Source organism: Cyanobium sp. Morenito 9A2 (genome assembly GCF_024345575.1).
In the GTDB taxonomy this organism is placed as follows: Bacteria; Cyanobacteriota; Cyanobacteriia; order PCC-6307; family Cyanobiaceae; genus ATX-6F1.
Genome location: NZ_JAGQBJ010000001.1, coordinates 194,517 through 218,726, shown reverse-complemented (window position 1 = coordinate 218,726; position 24,210 = coordinate 194,517). Strand labels below are relative to the sequence as shown.

Genomic DNA, 24,210 nt, shown 5'->3' with positions numbered 1-24,210 from the left:
CGGCTGAACCCTGTTCATGGGGCGATAGGGTTTTCGATTGCTTTCGTTTGATCCATGGCACCCCGCCGCAGCTCCTTCCTTCGCGATTTCCAGGCCTTCATCAACCAGGGAAACGTGGTCGACCTGGCGGTGGCCGTGGTCATCGGCGGAGCCTTCGGCAAGGTGGTGGATGCGGTGGTCAGCCTGGTGATGACCTCGCTGCTGGCCCCCGCCCTCAAGGCCGCCAACGTGGCCTCGATCGCCGCCTGGCCCGCCGGCGCCGTGATCGTGGCGCTGATCAACTTCGTGGTGATCGCCTTCGTGGTCTTTCTGATCGTGCGCTCGATCGAGCGCCTGCGCCGTAAGGAGGAGGCCGTTGCTGCCCCCGATCCCCAGGCCGACCTGGCGGCCGCCGCCACGCGCCTGGCCGAGGCCCTCGACCGCCGCGCCCTCTGAGGGCCTGGGCCCCTGTGGTTCGGGCGGCTCAGCGCCTGCTGATCACCGCCAGGACGGCTTCGCCGTAACGCTCCAGTTTGGCGGCCCCCACGCCGCTCACCTGGGCCAGTTCGCCGGTGCTGGCGGGCCGGAGTGCCGCCACCTCCACCAGGGTGCGGTCGTGGAACACCACGTAGGGGGGCACCCCCTGGCTGCGGGCCTGGTCCCGCCGCCATTCCTTGAGGGCCGCCAGCAGGGCTTCGCCTTCGCGATCCAGCTCCGTGTCGCCCGCCCGGGCGCGCTCGCTGCCGCTGGGTCCCTGGCGGCGCTGCTCCTGCCGGGGGGGAGGCAGGTGCACCGCAAAGCGGCTCTCCCCCCGCAGCAGCGGCCGCACCAGCGCATCGGCGCCGAAGCGCAGGCCGCCGCGGGCCTCCGGGTCGCTCTCCAGCACCCCCCGGGCCACCAGCTGCCGAAACAGGCTGCGCCACTGGCCCCTGTCGAGCTCCTTGCCGATCCCATAGACGCTCAGCTGCTGGTGAGCCAGCTCCCGGATGCGGGCGGTGTCGGCCCCCAGCAGCACATCCACCAGATGGGCGGCCCCGAAGCGGCTGCCCGTGCGGTAGACGGCTGAAAGTGCCTTGCGGGCGGCCTCGGTGCCATCTGTGGAGCGGTCGGGTTCCAGGCAGCGGTCACAGTTGCCGCAGGGCTCCGCCAGCGCCTCACCGAAGTGGGCCAGCAGCACCTGGCGCCGGCAGCCCGCCGCCTCGGTGAAGGCCACCAGGGCATCGAGCTTGCCGTGCTCGATCCGCTTCTGCTCCGGCTCAGCGGCGGAGTCGTCGATGAAGCGGCGCAGCTGGGGCAGATCCCCCGCCCCGTGCACCATCCAGGCGGTGGCCGCCAGCCCGTCGCGCCCGCCCCGGCCGGTCTCCTGGTAGTAGGCCTCCAGGCTCTTGGGCAGGTCCACATGGGCGACGAAGCGCACATCGGGCTTGTCGATGCCCATGCCGAAGGCCACCGTGGCCACCACCACCACGGCGCTCTCCTGGCGGAAGCGCCGCAGCACCTGGGCGCGCACGTCGTTGTCCAGGCCCGCGTGATAGGCCAGGGCGTCGAAGCCCGCCGCCCGCAGGGCCTGGGCCAGGCTCTCCACCCGGCTGCGGGAGCGGGCGTAGACGATCCCCGCCTCGCCCCTTTGACCCTCAAGGAAGGCCAGCAACTGGCGGCTTGGGTCGTCCTTGTCGCGCAGCAGGTAGCGGATGTTGGGCCGATCGAAGCTGGCGCTGAACACCCGGCCGCTCTCCAGCGCCAGCCGCTGGCGGATCTCCTCGCGGGTGCGCGGATCGGCCGTGGCGGTGAGCGCCAGCCGCGGCACCGCCGGGAAGCGTTCCGCCAGCTGGGCCAGCTGCAGGTATTCGGGCCGGAAATCGTGCCCCCACTGGGACACGCAATGGGCCTCATCGATGGCGAACAGGGCGATCGGCAGCTCCCCCAGCCGCTCGAGGGTGTCGCCCGAAAGCAGGCGTTCGGGGGAAAGGTAAAGCAGGTCCAGCTCGCCGGCGCGCAGGGCCCGCCAGCTGGCGGCGCCCTCGGCGGGGCCCTGGGCGGAGTTGAGGGCGGCGGCGCGCACCCCGGCCTGGCGCAGCGCCTCCACCTGGTCCTGCATCAGGGCGATCAGGGGCGAGATCACCACGCCCGTGCCGGCCCGGCAGAGGGCGGGGATCTGATAACAGAGGGATTTGCCGCCCCCCGTGGGCATCAGCACGAGGGCCGAGCCCCCTGCCAGCACATGGTCAACGATCGCTTCCTGGGGGCCGCGGAAGGCGCCGTAGCCGAACACCTCCCTCAGCACAGCCGCCGGCTCGCGCAAGGATGATTCGCTCATCGCTCAAGCATGCCCACGCCGTTCCGGAAGATCAGCAGTTGGTTGTTGGCGGGCAGATCCAGGCGTTCGCTCAGGCTGAGACCCACCCGGGCGGCCTCGGCCTGGATCACCTGGGCATCACGAACCCCCATGGACGGATCGCGGGCCCGCAGCTCGGCGTCAAAGGCGGCGTTGCTGGCAGCGCTGTGGACGCCCCCCTCGCTGAAGGGGCCATAGAGGAACAACAGGCCCTCGGGCGCCAGCACCCCCGCCGCACCGGCCAGCAGAGCCAGCACCGCCTCCCAGGGCATGATGTGCGCCGTGTTGGCTGAGAACACCGCTTCGAAGGGACCCTTCGGCCAGGGCTGCACGCGCACGTCCAGGGCGAGGGGCTCCAGCAATCCTTCCGGCTGGGGGGCCTGTAGCAGCAAAAAGCGCAGCAACTCGATGTTGGACGGCAATTCCGTCGGTTGCCAACGCAGGCCGTCGATTGAGGCGCAGAAATGCTGGGCGTGCTGGCCCGTGCCCGAGCCCACTTCGAGCACCGAGGCCTGGGGCGGCAGCCAACGGCTCAACATCCCAAGGATGGGCCCCTTGTTGCGCTCACAGGCGGGCGAGAACACCGCTACTTCAGGCCGGCTGCCAGTCGTCGGGGGGCAGGGGCTTGTCAGTGTCCTTCAAGGACGGGAAGGTGCTGCGGATCTGGGCGATCACCGCCTGGCGCACCTGGGCGCGGAAGATGGCGGCGGCCTCGCCCTCCAGCACGGGGTAATCGCTGGCACTGGCGGCTTCTTCGCCGCGCAGGGGCTTCCAGCTGGTCTTCTCCCTGGCCCTGAGGGCCTCCAAGGGGGCGTTGAAATCGATGCTGAGCACCCGACCGCTGGCGGCGGCTTCCGCTGCCCAGGTGTTGCGCAAGGGAATGAGCGCCTTGGCCTTGAGGGTGTCGGGGAGCCCCAGCACCGGTTGGTCGTAGGCCAGGGCCCGGAGCTCCTCTTCGAGCACGATCCGCCAGGCGCCCAGCTCACCACTGGCCAAGCCCAGCTCCGCTTCGGCGGCCTTGAAGGCCTCCAGATGGAAAGCAAGCCAGCGCACGTGCGATTTATCTCGGAAGCTCTTGCGGGCCGAGCCCTTCCCCGTGGCCAGCTTCGGCAGGGCGGCTTCCGCCTGGCGCAGGAAAACCCGGTCTTCCGGCTCGAGATTGATCGCCCCCCAGCGCTGGCGGTACTCCCAAAGCTCCGCGTAGCGCCGCACCTCTTCGACCGGCCAGCCCAGTTCCTTGAGTTCCTCTGCCCGGTTCACTTCGCCCTTCAGCACCCTGTGGCCCAACTGTGTCGAGGGCAGCGTAGTGGGCGGCCCCTGCGGGAGCCCATGGCGCCCCCACCGGGGGCGGGATCCCGTTCAGTTGAGGACAGGGTTCAGGCCGGGGATGAAGGCAAGGTTGCCGGGGCTGCTGCGGATCGCCACCCCGGAGGCCCCCACCTGGAAGCGGCCCTCGTCGCTGCCGGCACCGCCCTGGCCGTCGTTGGCCTGGATCAGCACCTTGCCACTCGCAAAGAAGGCATAGGCGTTCCGGGAGCCGTCGGCCCAGGCGAGGTCATAGATGGTCTGGCCGTTGTCGTTCTGCAGGCGGCTGAGACGGCAGGGGATGCGCTCGGGTTCAGATTGGTCGCTGCGGCGGTACACACAGAGGTTGGTGCCGCCAGGTGCTTCACCCTCCGGAGCGCTGGGGGGGCCGCTGGGGCGCGCTTCTGGATAGGGAACCCGGGCCGTGTCGTCACTGCCTCCCGCTGGCCCTTCGCCAGCGGCGGGCAAACGCCTGAGGAAATCGCGCACCGCCGCCGCGGAGACGGCGAAGTTGAGCCCCTCACTGTCGTTGTATTTGAACGTGGCGATGCCGGCGACGCAGTTGCGGGCGTCGAGCACCGGGCCGCCGGAATTGCCCGGGTTGATCGCGGCATCGATCTGCAGGATGCCGTCGCGATCCCGCAGGCTGCTGACGACGCCGCGGCTGAGGCTGAACTCCAGCCCCTTGGGCGCCCCGATCACGAACACCTCCTGGCCCACGGCGGAGGGCCGATCGTTCAGCTTGAGCACCTGGCCGCGGGTGCCCTGCACCGCCAGCAGGGCCAGGTCGTTGGTGGGGGAGCCACCGCCACCCCGGGCCACCACCTGGGCTCCGTCGCTGCGGCCGTCCACCCACTTGAGGTTCACCCCGTCGCTGCCTTCCACCACGTGGGCGTTGGTGACCAGGTAGGTGGTGCTGTTCTGCTGGGCGACCACGAAGGCGCTGCCGAGGCCCCGTTCGGTGCGCACCACGGCGACGCCATTTTTGGAAGCGCTGAAGATCTGCTCGGCGTTGCGGTTGCCGTTGGTGCAGCGGCCGGCGGCGCCCACCGCCAGGGGCGGCTGCAACCTGGGCGCCAGGGCGGTGGCCTGCACCATGCCGCAGCCGCCCAGGGCCAGGGCCACACCGGAGAGGGCGAGGCTGGCGCGCCAGCGGGGGCGGGAGGCCAACGGGGAGGGGGGCATGGTCCTGGGGGGCCGGGAAGGGAAGCTGGCCTGGATCCTTTCTATGGCTTGGCTTTGCTCCTGTCGGCGGGGCGCTGCCCCCAAACGGTGACCGGATCTTTCCAGGCAGGCCTCCGGTCTGATCTGGTCATGAACCGGCGCGCCGGCGGGGCGATGATCAGGTCGATGGCCGTTTCTGGGTGATCTGAAACGCCGAGAGGTACGACAAGGCGATCTGCCCCCCAGGCAGCTTGTCGATGATCCTGTGTAACTCCGCGAACAGCGCTGATCGACGCTCGGGGTCCAACCGGAGATAGGGGGAGTAGGTGGCCAAGGAATCCAGGTACTGATCCGCCGAGCAGGTGAGCTGGGTTTCAACCGACCCCTCCTGCAGGTTGCCGAACAGGTCCGATTCCAGGGCGAGTTGCGCCAGCACGCTGAGAACCTGCTGCTGCTCAGCCCTGGTTTCATGGCGGATCAGCTCGGGAGCATGCAGCTCGTAGGCCTCCAGCAGGAGTTCATGGGTGGCCTTTGAGGGCTGAAGTTCCATGTTCCACAACAAGATCAGATGTCCGCGTTCGTTCAGTGCTGAAGAGGCCTTGCGGTAGGCCACCTCTAGCGTCACCCAATGAAATGAACTGGCCGCCAGCACAGCATCGAAGGCTTGTCCATCCAGGGTCCATTCCTCAAAGGCCGACTCGACGATTTCGATCGAGGGGTAGGCCTCACAACGTCGACGGGCTGCCGCAGCAAAGTTTGGGTTGGGCTCCAGGCACACCATCGGGCACCCCAAGGGAGCCAAGCCAAGGGTGGCGGTTGCCGGTCCACATCCCACCTCAAGGATTCTGGAGTAGCGGGTCAGTCCGGCGACCTTGATGACCTGCTCGATCAGCTCCTGGGGATAGGCCGGACGTGCACGTTCGTACACCTGGGCCGCTGCCGAGTACCACGATTTTCGTTCCCCAAGATCACGGGCCCCGTAGGACGCGATGGACTGCTTGAGATCAGCGTCGTTCATGCGAACAAGCCTGGCCGTGCCTTGTTTTCAGGCTAGAGATCGGCACCGCATGGGACCTGTCTCCAAGCCCTCCTTGGCGGCGCGCCGAACCGCTCTCCCCAGCCTTCACGGTGACCCTCAATGGCTTCCTGATCAACGCGGGCTCAAGGTTCCCCCCAGGACGGCCAAGCGAGGGAAGGGGCGCGACTTTTAAACTCAAGGCATGACCAGCCCCGTCAGCCAGCACCAGATCGCCCCGGCCCGGGTGCTGCGGGGGGAGGGGGCCTGGGCCGAGGCCCTGCCGCTGATCGCCGGCCTTTGCCGCCGTCCGTTGCTGCTCGGTCGCAGCGCCGCCACCGCCGAACTGCGCCAGCGGTTGGCGTCCGATCTGCGCGATCAGGGCCTCGATCCGATTGATGGTGAGCTGCAGTTCGACTGCTGCGAGCAGGATCTGGGGCGACTGCAGGCGGAGCTCACCGCTGCAGCCCGCGCTGGCCGCGCCGTGGATGCGGTGCTGGCCGCCGGTGGCGGCAAGGTGCTCGATGCCGGCAAGTTGCTGGCCCAGCGGCTGGGCCTCCCCTGCCTCACCGTGCCCACCAGCGCCGCCACCTGCGCCGGTTGGACGGCCCTGGCCAACCTCTATTCCCCAGCCGGTGCCTTCGAGGGCGATGTGGCCCTTGATCGCTGCCCGGAGCTGCTGGTGTTCGACCACGGCCTGGTGCGCCAGGCGCCCGTGCGCACCCTGGCCAGCGGCCTGGCCGATGCGATGGCCAAGTGGTACGAGGCCCAGGTGAGCAGCGGCAACAGCGGCGACGGCCTGATCCAGCAGGCGGTGCAGATGGCGCGGGTGCTGCGCGATCAGCTCCTGCTTGAAGGGGAGGCGGCCCTGGCGGAACCCGGCGGTGAGGCCTGGGTCCGGGTGGCGGAGGCCAGTGGCCTCACCGCGGGTCTGATCGGCGGCCTCGGTGGCGCCCGTTGCCGCACGGTGGCCGCCCATGCGGTCCACAACGGCCTCACCCAGCTGGAGGCCACCCACGGCCGGCTCCACGGCGAAAAGGTGGGCTTCGGGATCCTCGTGCAGCTGCGCCTGGAGGAGCAGCTCGCCGGCAACCAGCTGGCGGCCCAGGCCCGCCGTCAGCTGCTGGGCTTCTTCCGCACCCTCGGCCTGCCCGTGACCCTCGCCGATCTGGGCCTCGCCTCGGCCCCCTTGAGTGATCTGCAGGCGGTCTGCGCCTTCGCCTGCCTGCCCCACTCCGACCTCCACCACCTGCCCTTCCCGGTCACCCCAGCTGATCTGCTCGGGGCCCTGGTGAGCGCCGACGCCTGCCCCACGCACCAGCGCGAGCTCGCGACTTGAGCGCTGGAGAGGCGCTGCTGGCCGAGGCTGCCCGCAGCCTGATCGACCCCCAGGGGCGGGCCCTGGCCGCCGCGGTGCAGTGGTGGGAGCTGGCGGGGCTGGAGGGTCGCTGGCCGGTGGCGCTGCTGGGGCAGGGGCCGCCCCTGCTGCTGCTCCATGGCTTCGACAGCTCGCTGCTGGAGTTCCGGCGCCTGGCGCCCCTGCTGGCGGCCCGTTCCACCCTGGTGATCCCCGACCTCTACGGCTTCGGTTTCTGCCCCCGGCCCAGCGAGGGCTCCTACAACCCGGCCGGGGTGCTGGCCCACCTGGAGGCCCTGCTGGCGGCCATCGCCGAGCGGATCTCCCCGGACCCAATGGGTCTGATCGGCGCCTCCATGGGCGGATCGGTGGCGGTGGAGCTGGCCCGACGACAACCCGAGCGCATCGAACGCCTGCTGCTGCTGGCCCCCGCCGGGCTCACCGGCCGGCCGAAGCCGCTGCCGCCCTTGCTGGATCTGTTGGGGGTGCGCTTTCTCGCCCTTCCCGGCGTGCGCCGGGGCCTGGTGCGCACCGCCTTCGCCGACCCCGCCAGCAGTGTGGGGCCCGCCGAGGAGCAGATCGCCTCGTTGCCCCTCGCGGTGCCCGGCTGGGGGATGGCCCTGGGCCGCTTTGCCCGCAGCGGCGGCTTCGCCGGTTGCGGCGATCCCCTGCCCCCCCAGCCGCTGCAGGTGCTCTGGGGCGCCAACGACCGCATCCTGCGGCCGGCCCAGAAGCGCGCCGCCCAGGCGTTGCTGGGGGAGCGCCTGCGGGAGTTGGAGGATTGCGGCCACCTGCCCCACCTCGATCAGCCCCAGCGGGTGGCCGAGACCTGGGCGGGGGCTGCTGAACAGCGATGAGCACAGGCCATGACAACTTCCGCTCCAGCCCCGTGTTGCAGCTGCTGGCCAGCGGCCTGCAGCTCTGGATCCGCCAGCAATGCCAGGCCGTCGATGGGCTCGAGCTGCAGCTCCACGGCAGCGCCTTCCAACTCCTGCGCGGTCGCCTGGAGGGGGTGAGCCTGGTGGCCCAGGGGGTCGTCTATCAGCAGTTGGTGTTCGAGCGGGTGGAGCTCACCAGCACCCCGATCCGCGTGCAGATGGGCGGCCTGCTCAAGGGCCAGGGCCTGCAGCTCCATGAGCCCTTTCAGATCAGGGGCGTTGTGGCCTTCAGCGGCGAAGGTCTGAACCGCTCGCTCACCAGCCCCCCCTGGGGGTGGCTGGGGGACCTGCTGGCGGAGCAGTTGCTGGGGCGCTCGCCCCTGGGGAGCCTGCGCATCGCCGACGATGTATTCGTGTTGATGGTGGCCCGCTCTGACGCCCGGGAGGCTTCGGGTCAGGAGCCCCTGGAGCTCCAGGCCCGGCCGGAAGCGGTGAACGGCAGTGTCGAGATCAGAGCGATCGAGGGGAGTGCGGTGGCCCGCCTGCCCATGGATCCATCGATTCGCATCGATGAAGCCCGCTTGAGCAAGGGCAACCTCGAGCTGGAGGGCGAGGCGAGGGTGTTGCCCTGAAGGAATGAGGAGAGCCGGTTCTAGATCTTTGTTCCAAGCGCGACAGCTCCACCATCCGGTTCCGCAGCGCGGCTGGGGATTGCAGCCGCGCGCTGGCGGGAGATTCAAGATGCCTGCTCGATCACGGTGATTGCGCTACAGCCAGACATTTGAACGGGTGGCTCATGACTTGTGAACGCTCCAGATCAGAAGCGGGAGGTAATCCTGTACGGGTGAACTAACCGTTGCTCCCGGCTTCTGCATCTGGAGGTTGGGCTCCCAACCCTCGCTTACACCTCCTCCAGTTCGCTGACCTCCACCCGCTGCTCCAGGTCACCAAGTACATCTTCAATTTGTGCCAGAGCCGAACGAAGATCGTCGGCGATTTCCTGGGCCAGCACATGGGGCTCTGGGAGGTTGGCCGAATCCTCCAGGCTCTCGTCGCGGAGCCAGAAGAGATCGAGGCTGACTTTGTCGCGGGCGAGGATCTCCTCGTAGCTGAAGGAACGCCAGCGGCCTTCGGGGTTGGCTTCACTCCAGGTGGCTTCGCGGTTGTGGCGATCGCCTGGCATGTAGCAGGCCACGAACTCATCGAGATCGGCGCGGACCATGCGCTTGGTCTTGAGGGTGAAGTGCTTGTTGGTGCGCAGGTCGTACACCCACAGCGTCTTGGTCCAGGCAGTATCGGCACCGGGCCGGCGATCGAAGAACAGCACGTTGGCCTTCACGCCCTGGGCGTAGAAGATGCCGGTGGGCAGGCGCAGCAGAGTGTGCACCTCGCACTCCTTGAGCAGGTTGCGGCGCACAGTTTCGCCGGCGCCCCCCTCGAACAGCACGTTGTCGGGCAGCACCACGGCAGCGCGGCCGTGGATCCTGAGCAGCGACTTGATGTGCTGTACGAAGTTGAGCTGCTTGTTGGAGGTGGTGGTCCAGAAGTCCGGTCGGTTGTAAGTGAGCGACTGGCGATCGGATTCGCCGTCGTCGTTGACGATCGTGATCGACGACTTCTTGCCGAAGGGCGGGTTGGTGATCACCACATCGACGCGGCTGCTCGGCTCATCGCGGAGGGCGTCGTCGGTGCGGATCGGCACAGCATGCTGGTGATCGCCGTCGGGGCCGATGCCGTGCAGGTAGAGGTTCATGCCGCAAAGGCGGGCCACGTTGGGCACCAGCTCGGTGCCGCGCAGCGCCTCGAAGCGCAGGTGGCGCTTCTGGTCGCGATCGAGCTGGTGGTTGTGCTGCACGAACTCGTAGGCGGAAAGCAGGAAGCCGCCGGTGCCGCAGGCGGGATCGGCGATCACCTCGCCGGGCTGGGGGCGCACGCAGGCGACGATGCCATCGATCAGGGGCCGGGGCGTGAAGTACTGGCCGGCGCCGCTCTTGGTGTCCTGGGCGTTGCGCTCCAGCAGACCTTCGTAGGCGTCGCCCTTCACATCGGCCGACATCGCCGACCAGTTCTCCTTGCCGATCAGCTCCACCACCAGCTGGCGAAGGCGAGCCGGATCCTGGATCTTGTTCTGGGCCTTCTCGAAGATCAGGCCGAGCATCCCGCCCTCCTTGCCAAGAACGCTGAGGGTGCGGCGGTAGAGCTGCTCCAGTTCCACGCCCTCCATCTGCGGCGCAGCCAGGTCCGCCCAGCGGTGGCCTTCGGGGATCGGCTGCTCCTCGCCGGTGAGCTGAGCGCGCTCATCGGCCATCTTGAGGAACAGCAGGAAGGTGAGCTGCTCCAGGTAGTCCTGATACGAAAGTCCGTCATCGCGAAGGACGTGGCAGTAGGACCAGAGTTTCTGGACGATGCGATTGGCGGCGTCGGTCATGCGTTTGCAGTCCTGGTGTTCACACGGCGGGGGCGAGGTTGCTTCCTGCCATTGCCTGCTGCGCTTTTGGCCCGGATGCGCTCCAGCAGAACCTGGGCGGGTTCGTCACTGGGGTCCTGGTCGACGAGGCGGCCTTCGAAGGCCCACTTGAGGATGGATTGGCGGAGGCGGATGCAGCGGGCATGAGACAGCTGAGAAGACTCTTCAAGAGAATTGATGACTGATTCGTGCCTATCAATTTCCCGGACAATTCGGTGAGACTCCGCGAGTGGCGGAAGTGGAATTGGGATTGCCTGGACTCGGCTCTTATTCAGCGCTGGCTGGTTGTTACCCGATCCTCGCCCGCGAGTTACTTCGTATTCCCCAACGAGGAAGTAGTAGACATATTCAGGAGGAAGGCCTGATGTGCTGACCCAGATGGCAGCCGAATTCTGATTATTGCAAGCAGGAATATTCAGAATTGCAGCCTGCCCGCGCGTCTTCCCCTCCCCAATCATGCCCAATAGCACTGAACCAGGTGGGTTCAGCTGGGTTGATGAATGCCGAAGCCCCTCTTCAGAGATGGTCTCACGTGTACAAGTAATTCGACAGAAGGACACCTCACTGCTGCTTACCCATGGGATACCCCCGTTCCAGAATTCAGGCTTGGCGCGCGAGGGTGTCGCTCCAACCCGGATGTCAAAGAGTTCTCCCAAACTGCTCCAACACCACCCCTCCGGCAACTCAGGCAGCTCGCTCGTATCCGGCCCGGCCGGCTCCACGTACTTTGCCTTCCACGTGTCGTTCTTGGGCACCTTCCCTTTGGCCTTCAGCTTCGCCAGCTCGGCTTCTTCCCAGCGGCGGCGGCGCTCGGCGCGGATGCGCTCCAGCAGCACCGAGGCGGGTTCGTACTCACGGCCCTCCGCGCGGGCCAGTTCGGCCTCGGTGGGCACCAGTCGCCCTTCGACGGCGGCCTTGAGCACCGAGGCGCGGTAACGCTTCAGGTTGCGTTGCACCCGCTCCAAGGTCGCCATGGCGTCGTCGAGCCGGGTGAGGCAGCTCTCAATGGCTTCGACGATGCGGTTCTGCTCACGCAGAGGGGCTAGTGGCAGGCGCAAAGCTCGGAGAATAGCGAAGTGCCGTGCGTATCCCTTGCTTGGGATATCAGCTTGAATTAGTGCCCAATAGCAGAATCTTGGATTAATACTTGTTGATGGGCAAAGTACTTTTACGCCATCTGCGCCTTGCACAAATGGCCGGCTCACATACTTGATGCAACGTGTGTGGTCGCCAAACACGATCGCAGGTAAAGCCCCTTCGTGAACAAGGCCTGCGTCGTTTGTGAAGCCTCCGATGTAACGCTCTCCTTGGTCAATAACCGGGAAAGTTCCAGAGGTCAGATAACTGCCAGCAGGTAGTTTCCGGGAAGAGCTTGTCACATTCCTGAATAGATCATCAAAGGCGGCTTCGGCCCAGTGCAAAGGCATGGAAATTGATGGATAAGCACTCACGCTGCCAACACCTCATTCAGCTCTCCGATCACCTCACGCAACCCCGATCCAAACACCTGCACTGCTTTGCCCAGACCTCCGGCTTCCGCAAACGGCGCATAGTCGAGATCATCGAGCTGGATTTCCAGGCTGGTGGCGATGTGGTCGCGCATCATCTCCAGCCAGTTGACTTGCTCCAGGCTGAACGGTCGCCCCCGGTTGCCTTGCTGGGCCAGCCAATTCTCAAAACGCTCGCGCACCTGCACTCCATAGGGCACCAGCTCCCCATCCTTGTGGGTGGCGAAGCGAAGCAGCGACACCATATCCGTGAGCAGCCGCTGGCCGGAAGCACCTCGAACCTTGTCGCGTTCCAGCAGTTCGTAGGCCCGCCAGAGCCGCTCGGGCGTCCAGGAGCGGGGCGGTGCCTTGATCGCCTCGGCCAGGGCCTTGATGTCGTTGAACGACAGCCGCTTGCCGTAGGGCTGGGCGTAGAAGAACTGCAGGGCATCGATCTCGTCTTTGTTGGCCGCGATGAACTGCTCGAAATCGGTCACGAGCGCACGGGCCTTCTCCCGTGCCTCCACGCTGGCACCGGCCTCCAGCAGCTCATCCACCGACACCTCATCGATCACCTGCTCCAGCTCCCGCTTGAGCTCCACCAGCAGGGTGCGCAGCTCCGGCTTCGTGGCCAGGGGCTCGACGGCACGCTTCAGCAAAGCCTCGGCAGCGTGGCCCACCTGTTGTTCCATCGGCTCGGAGCCCTCGGGAACCTCGAAAACGCTGCGGGCCTCTGCGATCTGGCGGTCGGGGTCAAGCCCGGAAACGATCGCGCGGCAGAGGTCGTGGAGACGCGGCCCGCCAGATGCTTCCGCCACCCGGGCCTGTTCTTCGGGGCCGCACTGCCGGTCCAATCGGGCCAGACGACTGGCCAGCGAGGAGAGCACCGCCTCATCGGTGCCGCCCATGGCCACGTGCTCCAGCAGCGTCTGGAGACTCACCGTGCGCTTGCGCTCCAGCGGCTGGCTGTCGGTGAGCGGTGTTTCGGTGATGCCCACGCAATCCACGATCACGAAGTGGGTTTTGGCGATGGCTTCTTCGCCGCTCACGGCGCGCAGGTCGTTGGGATCGATGATGCGCACGCCGCGCCCCTTCATCTGCTCGAACAGCAGCCGGCTCTTGACCGCCCGCAGGAACATCACGATCTCGATCGGCTTGATGTCCGTGCCCGTGGCCACCATGTCCACCGTCACGGCGATGCGGGGCTCGTATTGGTTGCGGAAGGCCTGGATCAGATCCTCGGGTTTGGCGTCCGTCACGCGGTAGGTGATCTTCTGGCAGAAGGAATTGCCGCGGCCGAATTCGTCGCGGATGATCTCCACAATGTCTTCGGCGTGGCTGTCATCCTTGGCGAAGATCAGGGTTTTCGGCACCTCCTTGCGTCCCGGGAAGAGGTCCACCGGCAACCGGTCGCGGAAGGTGCGGATGATCGTGCGGATCTGGTCCTTCGCCACCACGCGGCGGTCGAGCTCGTTGGGGTCGTAGGTGAGGTCGTCCTCGGCGGATTGCCAGCGCAGGGCCCGCGTGCGGCGGTTGCGGAAGCCGAGCATGGTGTCGGGTCCTGCTTCCACCGTGGAGCCACCCTCGGTGATGCGGGTGCGGATCTTGTAGATCTCGAAGTCCACATTCACGCCATCGGCCACGGCCCGCTCGTGGTCGTACTCCATCACCAGGTTCTTGTTGAAGAAGCCGAAGGTCTGCTTCGAGGGGGTGGCGGTGAGGCCGATCAGGAAGGCATCGAAGTACTCCACCACTTGCCGCCACAGGGTGTAGATCGAGCGATGCACCTCATCGATCACCACCACATCGAAGAACTCCAGCGGCAGGGCCGGGTTGTACACCACCGACAGCGGCTCCAGGATGGCCTCGGCGCCGCTCTCGAACTGGGAGCCTTCCTCCAGGGTGGGATCGAGCTCAGGTTCGCCCTTGAGCATCGAATACACCCGCTGGATCGTGGCGATCACCACCTTGCTCGAGTCCATGATCGTGTTCGAGCTGAGGCGCTGCACGTTGTAGAGCTCGGTGAACTTGCGGTTCACCTCCGGCGCCCAGTAGCCCTGGAACTCCTTCTCGGCCTGCTTGGCCAGGTTGCTGCGGTCCACCAGGAAGAGCACCCGCCTGGCGCCGCCGTACTTGATCAGGCGGTAGATGGCGGTGATGGCGGCGATCGTCTTGCCGGAGCCGGTGGCCATCTGGATCAGCGCCCGCGGGCGGTTGCACTTGAGTGAGTGCTCCAGGTTGGTGACGGCTTCGATCTGGTTGCCGTAAAGGGTGCCGGGGTCAACGGGCGGCATGGTGGTGATCCGCCCCCGCAGCGACGACGGCTTCGTGTCTTCGGCGGCGGTGTACAGGCCGGTGCCTTCCGTGTGCAGGCGCTTCACCCAGGCATCGAGCGTTTCCGCCCCGATCCATTCGGCCAGCGTTTCCGGCCGATGGATGTGGGGCAGGTTGGCGGAAATCGCGCGGGTCCTGGGGTCGGGGTCGAGGCCGTTGATGAAGCGGGTCTCCACGCCCGTGCTCATGTACACGAACGGCAGCGGCCGCACTGGCGGATTCAGGCTTGCCGGTAGCCCGGCGGCGTACTTGCCGGACTGGAGCTCCACGCCGCTGAGGGTGTGGCCCGCCGGCTTGGCTTCGATCGCTCCCACCGCCTTGCCATTCACGAACAGCAGATAGTCGGCGAAGCCATGGCCACTGGCCATTTTGGCCTCGCGCACGGCCACACCTGGCCCGGCGGCCAGGTTGATGGCGTCGCGGTTCTGCAGGATCCAGCCCGCATCAACGAGAGCAGCGTCGATGTCGACACGGGCCTTCTGTTCGGGCGTCAGGTTCATGGGGGACCACCCTCGGCCAGGAAGTACTTTCGCTGCGGATCCTTGGCGCTGGTGCCGATCTCGCGCACCAGTCCGCGATCGATCAGACGGGCCAGCCGCGTGCGCGTGGCCCGGGCCGACAGGCCGATGATGGCCGCAATCTCACGGGTGGCCAACCCCTGGCCTTCCTTCAGGCTGGCGAGGATCGCCTGCTCGGTGGCGTCCACCACCGTTGGGCCCACGGGGACGGTGGAAATGGTGACGCGAAAGCGAGTGGCGATCTCCTCGAAGATCGGTGGCGGCAGGCCCGCGTCTCGGCAGACGGCCGTCATCCGCTGGATGCCGCTGCCCCATTGCTCGATCAGCCCCAGCGCCTGGAAGACCCGGCCGATCACGCGGTTGCGCAGCCTGGACACCCCATGGGGCAGATCTTCCACGGTGAGGCCGAAGGGCAGCAGGCCGGGATTTTCGATCTCCAGCCGGTCATCGAAGATCGACAGCCGGATCGGTGCACCCCGCTGGGAATAGTCGGTGTGGACCACCGCATTGATCAGGGCCTCACGCACGGCCTCGGGCGGCAGGCTCCAGCGGTCGCTGCGGCGTACCGCGCCGATGGTGGCGCCATGCCAGGAATGCTTCTGCACGAAGGCGATCGCTTGCACCACGGCCTGCACGGGGAAGGAGTGGATCTCGATCCGATCGAGGATGCGACTCTTGTCGCTGCCAGCGAAGCGCCCGGCCTGGATCCAGGCATCGGGAAAGTGCCGCTCGCGGTCATGGCCGAAGAGGATCATGCCGCCCACGGTCGGCACGGTCTTCCCCTGGTGGTCGCCCACGAGCCGCAGGGTCTCCAGATCGCGGCGGCGGAGGTCGCGTAACGGTGCGAATGACTCGGAAGCCGCTCGGAAGTCGAGGGCTTCCGAGCCGAGCGCCGGAAAGGGCTGCTCGTCGAAGCCCTCGCCCCGGGAGAAACGCCGCAGCTCCTCGATCAGCTCGGCATCGGCGCGGCGGTTGGTGGAGCCCACCCGCACATACACGCCTGCTGCAGGCCCCTCCCGGATCAGGTGATGGGGACGGCTTGGGCTGGGGTACACCTGCAGGGCCAGCACCTGCGTCTGCCGCCAGGGCAGGATCTCGAGCTCCGGCACCAGCCGAGGGCTGATCCGGTCGCTGATCAGGTTGGCGAGGCGCTCCTCCTCATCCAGCGGCTCAGCCACGCCGCGCACGTTGCGGCTGTGATCCTCCACCCCGATCAGGAGCGTGCCGCCGGCCGTGTTGGCAAAGGCCACGATCGTTTTCAACGCCCCATCCGGCGAGGAAAGATCACGCTTGAACTCAAGCGTTTTGCCCTCAGGGCGCTTGAGCAGGTCGAGCAGGTCCATTCTGCTCAGAAGTGTACTCGGAAGCGGCCAGTCTTGTCATTGATCTGAGCTGCCCTCTGAGTGCGGGGCATGGGTGCTGAGCCCAACTTGTTATTAGCTGGTTCCGAGAACCATCGCCGAGAGCTCACCCCTTTCCGAGAACCACGGCTCAAGGACATCGGGTTCGAGGCACAAACCCAGTTGCGGCAATGGGTTTCAGATCTATTTCCATAGGCTTGGCCGTGATTCTCGGGTGCGAGAACCACTTGTTCATGACGCCACACAATGTCTGCCGGGTTGCGGACACAAACGGCCCACAATTGAGAACATTGATATAGATCATGGTCGTGCTCACGTTTTGATGGTGCAGAAGTTCCCTGATCGTGTGGATGTCCTGGCTGCCCTGCAGTTGACGAGGGGAAAGCGGGTAGCGCCACTTCAAGTCATTGGAGAACAGCCTTGAGGCATCCCGTGGCGTTGTCAATCCATTCCCCTGTGCTGGCCTGAGCGCTGTAGCCCAGGCCTCCCTCAGGTCTCCTGTGCAGTTTCAGGGCTGCTCTCGCCGCAGCGTTTCAGCACGGCATGAATCACTTCAGGAGCGATCCTGAAATCACTGCCATGCAGTTGGGACAACACGGCCCGAGCCGACGGGATCAAATGGTGCGCTCGGGCCATGCCGATGACCGCGGCTGTACCTGCCATCGACAGCCCCAAGCCCTGGGCGACGGCCCGCCCTGGGCGCTCGTCGATCAGCAGCAGCGCCGGGCCCGGATGCGCCAGGGCCAGGCGGATGCTGGACGCTTCTCCCTCATCGAGATCCGGCAGTTCAGGCCCGGCTGGGATGGCAGCAGCGATCTGCAGCCAGCCTGCCTCCAGCGCTGCGGTGATGCGCGCTTCTTCCGCAGGGAAGCCTCCGGTGATGACCTCAGCGGCGACCACTTCTGGGATGAGGACCTCCCCGAACAGCTCCTTCAGCCAGCCGATCCCGTTCACACGGGCGAGGCCAATCAGAGGGCTGGCGTCGCTGATGACGACTGCAGCCATTGCTCCAGGGTGTCAAGGTCGGCGTTGGTTTCGGCTTCCGTCAGCCGGATCACCGGAATCCCCAGCCGTGAGAGGTGGGAGATGAAGGCGGCAGTGTCCATCTCGGCGACCCGGGCGGCGCGGGCCAGGGACAGCTCACCATCGCGGAACAGGGCCGTGGCCAGCGCGGGCCGCACGCCCGGTGCCTGCAGCAGTCCGTCCTGATCGAGGCCCATCAACACCGCATCGGGATGGTCCCTGTTGAGCACGACGACCAAGCCCTGCTTGGACTGGCGCAGGGCCTCAGCCGGATTGTTCTTGAGGCCGCTGACGCTGACGGCATGCATGGCCCATCCCTCCAGGGATGATCTGATGGGATGACTCTAAGGGTGATTGTGGAGGGAGGAGGTCTGACCCTCGTGGCCATAGCCCACAGCAGCACTAAGCCCTTGGCCTCCTGGAGTCGCAGTCGATCTCGCAACAAGTGGATGCCGCTCTTTCCGAACGAGCAGCGGGCACGCGCTACCGCCAAGGGCGCCCCGCTGCTGGAGCCCTGGCGCGAGCACAACACCCTGCGTGGCCTGCGGGATCGGCTGCAGCTCACCTTCGACTGCTGGAACATGCTCGATACCCCGCAGGGCACCAGCCGCCGCTCGGTCGACCTGCCCCCTGGCGTCAAGGATCCCGAAAGCTCCTATTGCAACCGGATTGAGAATGCCTGGCCCACTGGCTTTTTCCGTGACGCGCTGCCTCACTCCCTGCAGGCGGTGAGCGGTGATGTGGATGGACGCGGCACCGACCTTGGCGGGTTCCTGTTCATCGCCGACCTGTTGGTGCTGCGTGATGGCGGCTGCCGGACCATCAATCCAATGACTGCGGAAACAACCTGATTGCCATTGTGGCTGTTAATCGCTGGATGGGCCTGTGACAGCCATTTCGTTGCGACTTGCGATCGAGGAAAGGTGCCTTGAGATGAGAAAGTTTGTGGCAACCTTCACCCTGCCGATCAATTGTTGGGTTTATTGAGTTACTTCGTTTCGCTGGTCTGACTCCTGTGTCACGTTTTCAGGGAGCCCTCATCGAAAAGGTTTGCTCCCTCAGCTTCGCCCAGAAACGTTCTACTCAGGACAGTCTTCTTCAAGAGACCAAGGGCACCAGCAGCGTGACGAAATAGAAGACCACCGCCGGGGTGAACAGGTAGCTATCGATGCGATCGAGGATGCCCCCATGGCCGGGGATGGCGTCGCCGGAATCCTTGACCCCGGCATCCCGTTTCATCATCGATTCGGTCAGGTCGCCGACGAGGGCGAACACCGCCACCACCCCCCCCAGCAGGCCCCCCAGGGGCCAGCCGCCCCAGGGCCAACCCAGCAGCAGACCGCCGATCGCCCCGGTCAGCACCGAGCAGCCCACCCCGCCGAGGGCCCCCTCCACGGTTTTGCCCGGTGAGATCGGTGAGAGCGGATGGCGTCCGAGCCGGCGCCCGATCACATAGGAGCCGATGTCAGTGGCGACGATCAAAAGGAAGGCCAGCAGGGTGAAGGCCATGCCGGGGCTGAGTGGCCAGGGGGCTCCGATCAGATGGGGGGTGAGGGCGCCGTCCGTGAGGTCGCGCAACTTGAGCCAGTGGCTGGGCAGAAAGCCCAGGTAGAACAGCCCGAAAATCGAGGCGGCGATGTCGGCGATCGTGCCGGTCACCGGCTGCAGCAACAGCCAGCCGCAGATGGCCGCCCCCGACACCGGCAACACCGCTGCCGCCAGATCGGTGGCGCGCTCCCCGCCGCCGCTGGCGGCCTGGGTGGCCAAGAGCAGCAACTGGCAGACCACCAGGGTGGTCTTGGTGGCGGGCCGGATGCCCTTGAACTGGGCCAGGCGGAAAAACTCCAGCAAGCCCAGGTGCACGATCACGCAGACCGCCAGGGTGAACCACCATCCCCCCAAGCTCACCGCCACCAGTCCGAAACTGCCGGCGGCGAGGCCGCTCAGCACCCGCGGCAGGGAGGTGCGCTGGCGCCCTCCTGGCGGCAGGGGCGGGTCGGTGGTGAGGGGTGGGCTCAACTCGGGCGTTCGGCGGCGATCAGGAACAGCGGTTCGGCCGCCGCCAGCCGTGCCTGGCTTCCGCGCCGCTGCATGCGGTGCACGGTGGCCTGCACCACTTGAACGTCAAGGGCCTGCAACTGGCTGAGGGTGTCGGTGGCATCCACCAACCCCTCCAGGCTGGTGGTGCTGATCACCAGCCGCCCCCCCGGCTGCAGCGCCCGCCAGACAGCGCTCAGCACGTCCGCCAGGGGACGCCCCACCTCCAGCAGCACGCGGTCGGGGTTGGCGGGCAGCCGGTGAAGATCGCCCGGGGCCTGACCTTTGTGGATGTGGAGGTTGCTGATGCCGAAACGACGGCGGTTGCGCTCCAGCAACTCGATCGCTTCGGGGTCCCGTTCCAGGGTGTGCACGGCACCGGCGGGCATCAGCCGGGCGATCTCCAGGGCCAGGGCACCGGTGCCGCCACCCACGTCCCACACCAGCGACTGGGCCCGGGGCCGGAGGTGGGCCAGCAGCATCACCCGCAGTTCGAGCGGTGTGGGGCTGAAGCCGGGGGCGTCCTCGAAGCTGCTGTCCGGCACCCCGGGGGTGACGAAATCCCATTGAAAGGGCTCGACGGGCGCACCGCCACCCGCTGCGTGCATGGGGGTGCTCATTCCGCCAGGACGGCCACCGTATCAGCGATCTGACCGGGCCATTGAGCCTGCTGACACCGCAGCCAGGCCACGCGTTGGGCATCGATGCGCTCGCCCGGAATCAGCAGGGGAATGCCGGGGGGGTAGGGGCAGAGCGGTTCGGCCGCGAGCCGTCCTGCGGCCTGGGCCAGGAGCACCCGCTCAGCTGGCGCCCGCCAGGCCAGGGCGGGTGCCAGCTCCGGTTCGGCCACCAGGGGCAGCGGTGGAGCCGAAAAGGCGGCCAGGGGGCTGCCCCCCAGCTGCCGCTCCAAGCGCTTGAGCTGCTTCCCCAAGCGGGGGATCAGCCGGCTCGGGGGGCGCAGCCCCAGGCAGAAGGTGAGGCAGCCCGGTTCGGGCAGTTCGGCGATCACGCCGCGTTCCAGCAGCCACTGGTCGGCGTCGAGGCCGTGGATCCCAAGGGCGGCCGTGGGCAGCACCAGCCGCAGGGGATCGTCGTTAGCGACAACGGGCAGCCCCTCGGCTTCCAGGGCCGTGCGCAGCCGCAGGCCCAACCCCAGGCTTTGCCCCAGGCGCCGGCGGCCTAAGGGGCCGTGCAAATGCGCCAGGGCCGCTTCGCAGGAGGCCAGCAGCAGGGCGCTGGGGCTGGAGGTCTGCAGCCAGAGCAGGGCGCGCTCCAGGGCGTCGGGATTCACCCTGGCGGAGCCGCCGGGGCCCAACAGGAGCACGGCGCTCTGGGCCAGGCCGCCGGCAGCCTTCTGCAGCGATTGCACCACCAGATCGGCGCCGCTGGCCAGGCCCCCTGCCGGCAGCCGCAGATCGAGACCGAAGTGGGCCCCGTGGGCCTCATCCAGCAGCAGCGGCAGACCGCGCCGGTGCACCAGCTCCACCAGGGGCGGCAGGTCGGCCGCCAACCCCTGGTAGCTGGGGTTCACCAGCACCACGGCCGCCAGGGCGCCCGCCGCCGCCAGCACCCTCTCCAGGTGGGCGGCGTCGGGGGGAAGCCAGAGGCCGGTGGCCGGATCGAAGGGCAGATCGAAGAGCACCGGGCGGAGCTGACCGAGCACGCAGCCGTGCAGCAACGAGCGGTGCAGGTTGCGGGGCAGAAGCACGCGCGAGCCGGGCGGGCAGAGCCCCAGCAGGGCGGCCTGCAGGAGCCCGCTGGCGCCATTGACCCCGTACCAGCAACGGGCGGCCCCCAGCGCGCCGGCGGCGGCGGCCTGGCTGGCGGCGACGGCTCCATCGCGCTCCAGGGGGCCACCGATGCTGGGCAATTCCGGCAAGTCCCAGGAGCCGGGGGGCCGGCGCAGCAACCGCCTGAGGTCGGGGGCCAGGCCCCGGCCCCGGCCGTGGGCAGGCAGGTGCAGGGCCAAATCGGCCCGGTCGCGGCGCAGGGCGGCGAGGAGTCCCATGGCCGCCCGGGAGGTGTTCCTAGAGTCTGCAGCGCCGCCTCAGGCCCCGGGAGACCCACGCCATCGCCGACGCCGCCCTTCCCCTGCGCTACGACCCCAAGGCCGACCTGCACTGGTTGCTGCTCCGCCCCTGGGTGCTTGTGGGGCGCCTGTGCGAGGTGATCGCCCAGCTTGTTGCCCTGGCGTTGGCGCTGCTGTTTCAGGGCTCCAGCCCTGACCCGGCCGTGCAGCGCCGGCTGGGCCAGAAGATCCTGACCACCCTCACCACCCTGGGCCCCTGTTTCATCAAGGTCGGCCAGGCCCTCTCCACGCGCCCCGACCTGGTGCGCCGCGACTGGCTGGACCAACTCACCCAGCTCCAGGACAACCTGCCCCCCTTCGACCATGCCATCGCCCTGGCGGTGATCCAGGAGGAGCTGGGGGCCCCGGCGGATCAGCTCTTCGATGTGTTCCCTGGCGCCCCGGTGGCGGCCGCCAGCCTCGGACAGGTCTACAAAGCGCACATGGGTGGCGGCCACTGGGTGGCGGTGAAGGTGCAGCGGCCGAACCTGCCGGAGATCCTGCGACGGGATCTGGCGATCATTCGTCTGCTGGGAGTGATCAGCGCGCCGCTGCTGCCCCTGAACCTCGGTTTCGGGCTAGGGGAGATCATCGACGAGTTCGGTCGCACCCTCTTCGAGGAGATCGACTACCGCTGCGAGGCCGACAATGCCGAGCGTTTTGCCGCTCTGTTCGCGCGCAACCCCACGGTGTTCGTGCCCCGGGTGGAGCGGTTGCTCTCCGCCCGCCGGGTGCTCACCACCCAGTGGATCAACGGCACCAAGCTCCAGGAGCGCCTCACCCTCGAAGCCGAACACCTCGACCCCACCGCCTTGATCCGCACGGGCGTGATGGCGGGGCTCCAGCAATTGCTGGAGTTCGGCTACTTCCACGCCGATCCCCACCCCGGCAACCTGTTTGCCCTGCCGGGCAAGACCGGAAACCTGGGCCATCTCGCCTACGTGGATTTCGGGATGATGGATTCGATCAGCAACGCCGACCGCCTCACCCTCACCGGGGCGGTGGTCCATCTCATCAACAGGGATTTCCACGCCCTGGCGAAGGATTTCATTGATCTAGGGTTTCTCAACCCCGCCACCGATCTCACGCCGATCGTGCCCGCCCTTGAGGCCGTGCTGGGGGGGCAGCTGGGCGAAAACGTGGGCAGCTTCAACTTCAAGGCGATCACCGATCGCTTCTCTGAGTTGATGTTCGATTACCCCTTCCGGGTGCCGGCGCGCTTCGCCTTGATCATCCGGGCGGTGGTGAGCCAGGAGGGCCTCGCCCTGCGGCTGGATCCGGCCTTCCGGATCATCGGAGTGGCCTATCCCTACGTGGCCCGGCGCCTGCTGGCGGGGGACACCGCCGAGCTGCGCGAGAAATTGATGGAGGTGCTCTTCGATCGCCACGGCCGCCTGCAGATCCAGCGGCTCGAAAGCCTGCTGGCGGTCGTGGAGTCCAACGATGGAGAGGGCAACGGTGATCTGTTGCCCGTGGCCGGCGCCGGCCTGCGGCTGCTGTTGGGACCCCAGGGGAGCAGCCTGCGCCAGCGGCTGCTGCTCAACCTGGTGCGCGATAACCGGCTCCAGACCGACGATCTCCAGGCGCTGCTGGGTCTGCTGCGACGCACCTTCTCGGTGCGGAAACTGGCCAGCGGTGTGCTCTCCCGCCTCAATCCCCTCACCGCTGCCCTGGAGGCGGCCGCCTAAGGTCACAGCCCCGATACCCTTGCCCCCACCCGTGTTTCCCGACCCGATCACCCTGAGCGACGCGGCCAGCGATGGAGCCAGGGGGGGCTTCGGCGATCTCGATGCCCAGGAGTTCCTTCTGGAGTACGTGCCCTTCACCGGCGAGCCTCCCTACGCGGTGGCGATCCTGGGCCTGGTGATTGGGATGGTGTGCGGGTTGACCTTCGCGAAGGTGATCCAGAACCGGCTGGAGGGCTGGAAACAGGACCGCTTGCCGCTGCTGCCCCTGGCCCGCCTCGAAACCGTGGCCCCGGCGATCGGCATCGTGCTGGGGATCACCCTGTTCATCGGGGGTTCGTTGCAGGTGTTCGGCTTCGGGGGCGGCACGGCGCTTCTGGTGGCTCTGCTGCTGTCGTTGCTTACCGCCGGGGCCCTCTGGGTGCAGCTCGCCCGCTTGATGGGCCAGGTGGACGCCGGCACCTTCAAGGCCGTGGATTTCGACAACTTCGATCAGTTCTTTTAAGACCCTTGGCCGGCTTACCCCAGCGGACCTGCGCCGAGGGGCTGGCCCTGCGCTGGGGGCCAGGCTGGCTCGATAGCGGTTCTCCCGAGGTGCCTTCAAGGGCCGACCAGTTGCTGGTCCAGCTGCAGGCGGAGGTGCCCTGGCGCCAGGAGTCCATCACCCTGTTTGGTCGCACCCATCCCCTGCCCCGCCTCACCTGCTGGGTGGCCGATGCCGGTTGCCTCTACACCTACAGCGGCCTGCTCAATCAGCCCGAGCCCTGGACTCCGGCCCTGGAGGCCTTACGAGAGCAGCTCGGGGCGCTGCTGGGGTGGCGCTTCAATTCCCTGCTGCTCAACCGCTACCGCCATGGGGGCGAGCGCATGGGCTGGCACGCCGACGATGAACCGGAGCTGGAGGCCAGCGCGCCGATCGCCTCGCTGAGCCTGGGGGCCACCCGCAGCTTCCGGCTCAAACCGAAACGCCCCGAACGGATAGCCCAGGCCCCGATCAGCCTGGAGCTGGGCCATGGCGATCTGCTGGTGATGGATCCCCCCACCCAGCGCCACTGGCTGCACGCCCTGCCGGCCCGCCTGAAGGTGAAGGAGGAGCGGATCAATCTCACCTTTCGGGTGGTGAGCGGTTGAGCGGTTGAGCCTGCCGTCGGACCAGTCCAAATCAGACTGGCCAGCAGCGGGGTCGGCTCACCCATG

The 24,210-nt window shown here is 67.3% G+C and carries 22 protein-coding genes; 8 read left to right on the top strand and 14 right to left on the bottom strand.

Annotated features, from left to right (window positions below; genetic code table 11):
• The first annotated feature begins 54 nt into the window (after positions 1 to 54).
• On the top strand, positions 55 to 435 hold the full coding sequence (gene mscL, locus KBY88_RS01095) for a large conductance mechanosensitive channel protein MscL (protein ID WP_254938043.1): 381 nt from the start codon (positions 55 to 57) through the stop codon (positions 433 to 435).
• A gap of 28 nt (positions 436 to 463) precedes the next feature.
• Here mscL and recQ read toward each other — a convergent pair whose 3' ends face one another.
• The 5 genes from recQ to KBY88_RS01070 all read right to left on the bottom strand — a co-directional run bounded on the left by recQ (position 464) and on the right by KBY88_RS01070 (position 5,801).
• Positions 464 to 2,296 (bottom strand): DNA helicase RecQ, encoded by a 1,833-nt coding sequence (gene recQ, locus KBY88_RS01090; RefSeq protein WP_254938042.1) that lies wholly within the window; start codon positions 2,294 to 2,296, stop codon positions 464 to 466.
• Positions 2,293 to 2,898: a DUF938 domain-containing protein gene (locus tag KBY88_RS01085; protein ID WP_254938041.1), complete on the bottom strand. Its 606-nt coding sequence runs from the start codon at positions 2,896 to 2,898 to the stop codon at positions 2,293 to 2,295. The genes recQ and KBY88_RS01085 overlap by 4 nt, the downstream gene beginning before the upstream one ends.
• 7 nt (positions 2,899 to 2,905) lie before the next feature.
• Positions 2,906 to 3,589 carry a hypothetical protein gene (locus KBY88_RS01080; protein ID WP_254938040.1) on the bottom strand — a complete coding sequence of 228 codons (684 nt, stop codon included), beginning with the start codon at positions 3,587 to 3,589 and terminating at the stop codon, positions 2,906 to 2,908.
• 84 nt (positions 3,590 to 3,673) lie between these two features.
• Positions 3,674 to 4,804, bottom strand: coding sequence for a S1C family serine protease (locus KBY88_RS01075; RefSeq protein WP_254938039.1), 1,131 nt, complete (start codon positions 4,802 to 4,804; stop codon positions 3,674 to 3,676).
• A gap of 157 nt (positions 4,805 to 4,961) precedes the next feature.
• Positions 4,962 to 5,801, bottom strand: a complete 840-nt coding sequence (locus tag KBY88_RS01070) for a class I SAM-dependent methyltransferase (protein ID WP_254938038.1) — start codon at positions 5,799 to 5,801, stop codon at positions 4,962 to 4,964.
• A gap of 202 nt (positions 5,802 to 6,003) precedes the next feature.
• Between KBY88_RS01070 and KBY88_RS01065 the strand changes: the two genes are divergently transcribed.
• Genes KBY88_RS01065 through KBY88_RS01055 form a run of 3 tightly spaced genes read left to right on the top strand, consistent with a single transcriptional unit; the run spans position 6,004 to position 8,665 of the window.
• Positions 6,004 to 7,137, top strand: coding sequence for an iron-containing alcohol dehydrogenase family protein (locus tag KBY88_RS01065; RefSeq protein WP_254938037.1), 1,134 nt, complete (start codon positions 6,004 to 6,006; stop codon positions 7,135 to 7,137).
• Positions 7,134 to 8,012 (top strand): alpha/beta fold hydrolase, encoded by an 879-nt coding sequence (locus KBY88_RS01060; protein WP_254938036.1) that lies wholly within the window; start codon positions 7,134 to 7,136, stop codon positions 8,010 to 8,012. The genes KBY88_RS01065 and KBY88_RS01060 overlap by 4 nt, the downstream gene beginning before the upstream one ends.
• Positions 8,009 to 8,665, top strand: coding sequence for an LmeA family phospholipid-binding protein (locus tag KBY88_RS01055; RefSeq protein ID WP_254938035.1), 657 nt, complete (start codon positions 8,009 to 8,011; stop codon positions 8,663 to 8,665). Before KBY88_RS01060 ends, KBY88_RS01055 begins: the two co-directional genes overlap by 4 nt.
• 269 nt (positions 8,666 to 8,934) lie before the next feature.
• Here the strand turns inward: KBY88_RS01055 and KBY88_RS01050 are convergent, their stop codons facing one another.
• From KBY88_RS01050 to KBY88_RS01025, 6 genes are all read right to left on the bottom strand, one after another.
• Positions 8,935 to 10,461 (bottom strand): class I SAM-dependent DNA methyltransferase, encoded by a 1,527-nt coding sequence (locus KBY88_RS01050; RefSeq protein ID WP_254938034.1) that lies wholly within the window; start codon positions 10,459 to 10,461, stop codon positions 8,935 to 8,937.
• The gene (locus KBY88_RS01045; protein ID WP_254938033.1) at positions 10,458 to 11,951 is read right to left on the bottom strand and encodes a restriction endonuclease subunit S; all 1,494 of its coding nucleotides are present in this window, start codon (positions 11,949 to 11,951) and stop codon (positions 10,458 to 10,460) included. Before KBY88_RS01045 ends, KBY88_RS01050 begins: the two co-directional genes overlap by 4 nt.
• Positions 11,948 to 14,821, bottom strand: a complete 2,874-nt coding sequence (locus KBY88_RS01040) for a type I restriction endonuclease subunit R (RefSeq protein ID WP_254938032.1) — start codon at positions 14,819 to 14,821, stop codon at positions 11,948 to 11,950. The genes KBY88_RS01045 and KBY88_RS01040 overlap by 4 nt, the downstream gene beginning before the upstream one ends.
• The gene (locus KBY88_RS01035; protein WP_254938031.1) at positions 14,818 to 16,182 is read right to left on the bottom strand and encodes an AlbA family DNA-binding domain-containing protein; all 1,365 of its coding nucleotides are present in this window, start codon (positions 16,180 to 16,182) and stop codon (positions 14,818 to 14,820) included. The genes KBY88_RS01040 and KBY88_RS01035 overlap by 4 nt, the downstream gene beginning before the upstream one ends.
• 507 nt (positions 16,183 to 16,689) lie before the next feature.
• Positions 16,690 to 17,205 (bottom strand): PIN domain-containing protein, encoded by a 516-nt coding sequence (locus tag KBY88_RS01030; RefSeq protein WP_254938030.1) that lies wholly within the window; start codon positions 17,203 to 17,205, stop codon positions 16,690 to 16,692.
• On the bottom strand, positions 17,169 to 17,531 hold the full coding sequence (locus KBY88_RS01025; protein WP_254938029.1) for a UPF0175 family protein: 363 nt from the start codon (positions 17,529 to 17,531) through the stop codon (positions 17,169 to 17,171). The genes KBY88_RS01030 and KBY88_RS01025 overlap by 37 nt, the downstream gene beginning before the upstream one ends.
• A 141-nt stretch (positions 17,532 to 17,672) precedes the next feature.
• Between KBY88_RS01025 and KBY88_RS01020 the strand changes: the two genes are divergently transcribed.
• The gene (locus KBY88_RS01020; RefSeq protein WP_254938028.1) at positions 17,673 to 18,074 is read left to right on the top strand and encodes a hypothetical protein; all 402 of its coding nucleotides are present in this window, start codon (positions 17,673 to 17,675) and stop codon (positions 18,072 to 18,074) included.
• A gap of 247 nt (positions 18,075 to 18,321) precedes the next feature.
• On the opposite strand, the gene KBY88_RS01015 is transcribed toward KBY88_RS01020, so the two are convergent.
• From KBY88_RS01015 to KBY88_RS01005, 3 genes are read right to left on the bottom strand one after another with little or no spacing between them, the layout of a single operon-like run.
• The gene (locus KBY88_RS01015; RefSeq protein ID WP_254938488.1) at positions 18,322 to 19,212 is read right to left on the bottom strand and encodes a phosphatidate cytidylyltransferase; all 891 of its coding nucleotides are present in this window, start codon (positions 19,210 to 19,212) and stop codon (positions 18,322 to 18,324) included.
• A gap of 26 nt (positions 19,213 to 19,238) precedes the next feature.
• On the bottom strand, positions 19,239 to 19,868 hold the full coding sequence (gene cbiT, locus KBY88_RS01010) for a precorrin-6Y C5,15-methyltransferase subunit CbiT (protein WP_254938027.1): 630 nt from the start codon (positions 19,866 to 19,868) through the stop codon (positions 19,239 to 19,241).
• Positions 19,869 to 19,876: 8 nt separating this feature from the next.
• On the bottom strand, positions 19,877 to 21,268 hold the full coding sequence (locus KBY88_RS01005; RefSeq protein ID WP_254938026.1) for an aminotransferase class I/II-fold pyridoxal phosphate-dependent enzyme: 1,392 nt from the start codon (positions 21,266 to 21,268) through the stop codon (positions 19,877 to 19,879).
• A gap of 83 nt (positions 21,269 to 21,351) precedes the next feature.
• Here KBY88_RS01005 and KBY88_RS01000 point away from each other — a divergent pair, with 83 nt between their 5' ends.
• The 3 genes from KBY88_RS01000 to KBY88_RS00990 are packed head-to-tail and all read left to right on the top strand — an operon-like array spanning position 21,352 to position 24,144.
• Positions 21,352 to 23,016, top strand: coding sequence for an ABC1 kinase family protein (locus KBY88_RS01000; RefSeq protein WP_254938487.1), 1,665 nt, complete (start codon positions 21,352 to 21,354; stop codon positions 23,014 to 23,016).
• Between the two features lie 31 nt (positions 23,017 to 23,047).
• On the top strand, positions 23,048 to 23,518 hold the full coding sequence (locus KBY88_RS00995; protein ID WP_254938025.1) for a hypothetical protein: 471 nt from the start codon (positions 23,048 to 23,050) through the stop codon (positions 23,516 to 23,518).
• 5 nt (positions 23,519 to 23,523) lie between these two features.
• A complete protein-coding gene (locus KBY88_RS00990; RefSeq protein ID WP_254938024.1) occupies positions 23,524 to 24,144 on the top strand; it encodes an alpha-ketoglutarate-dependent dioxygenase AlkB family protein in 621 nt (206 codons plus the stop codon).
• Positions 24,145 to 24,210: the final 66 nt, after the last annotated feature.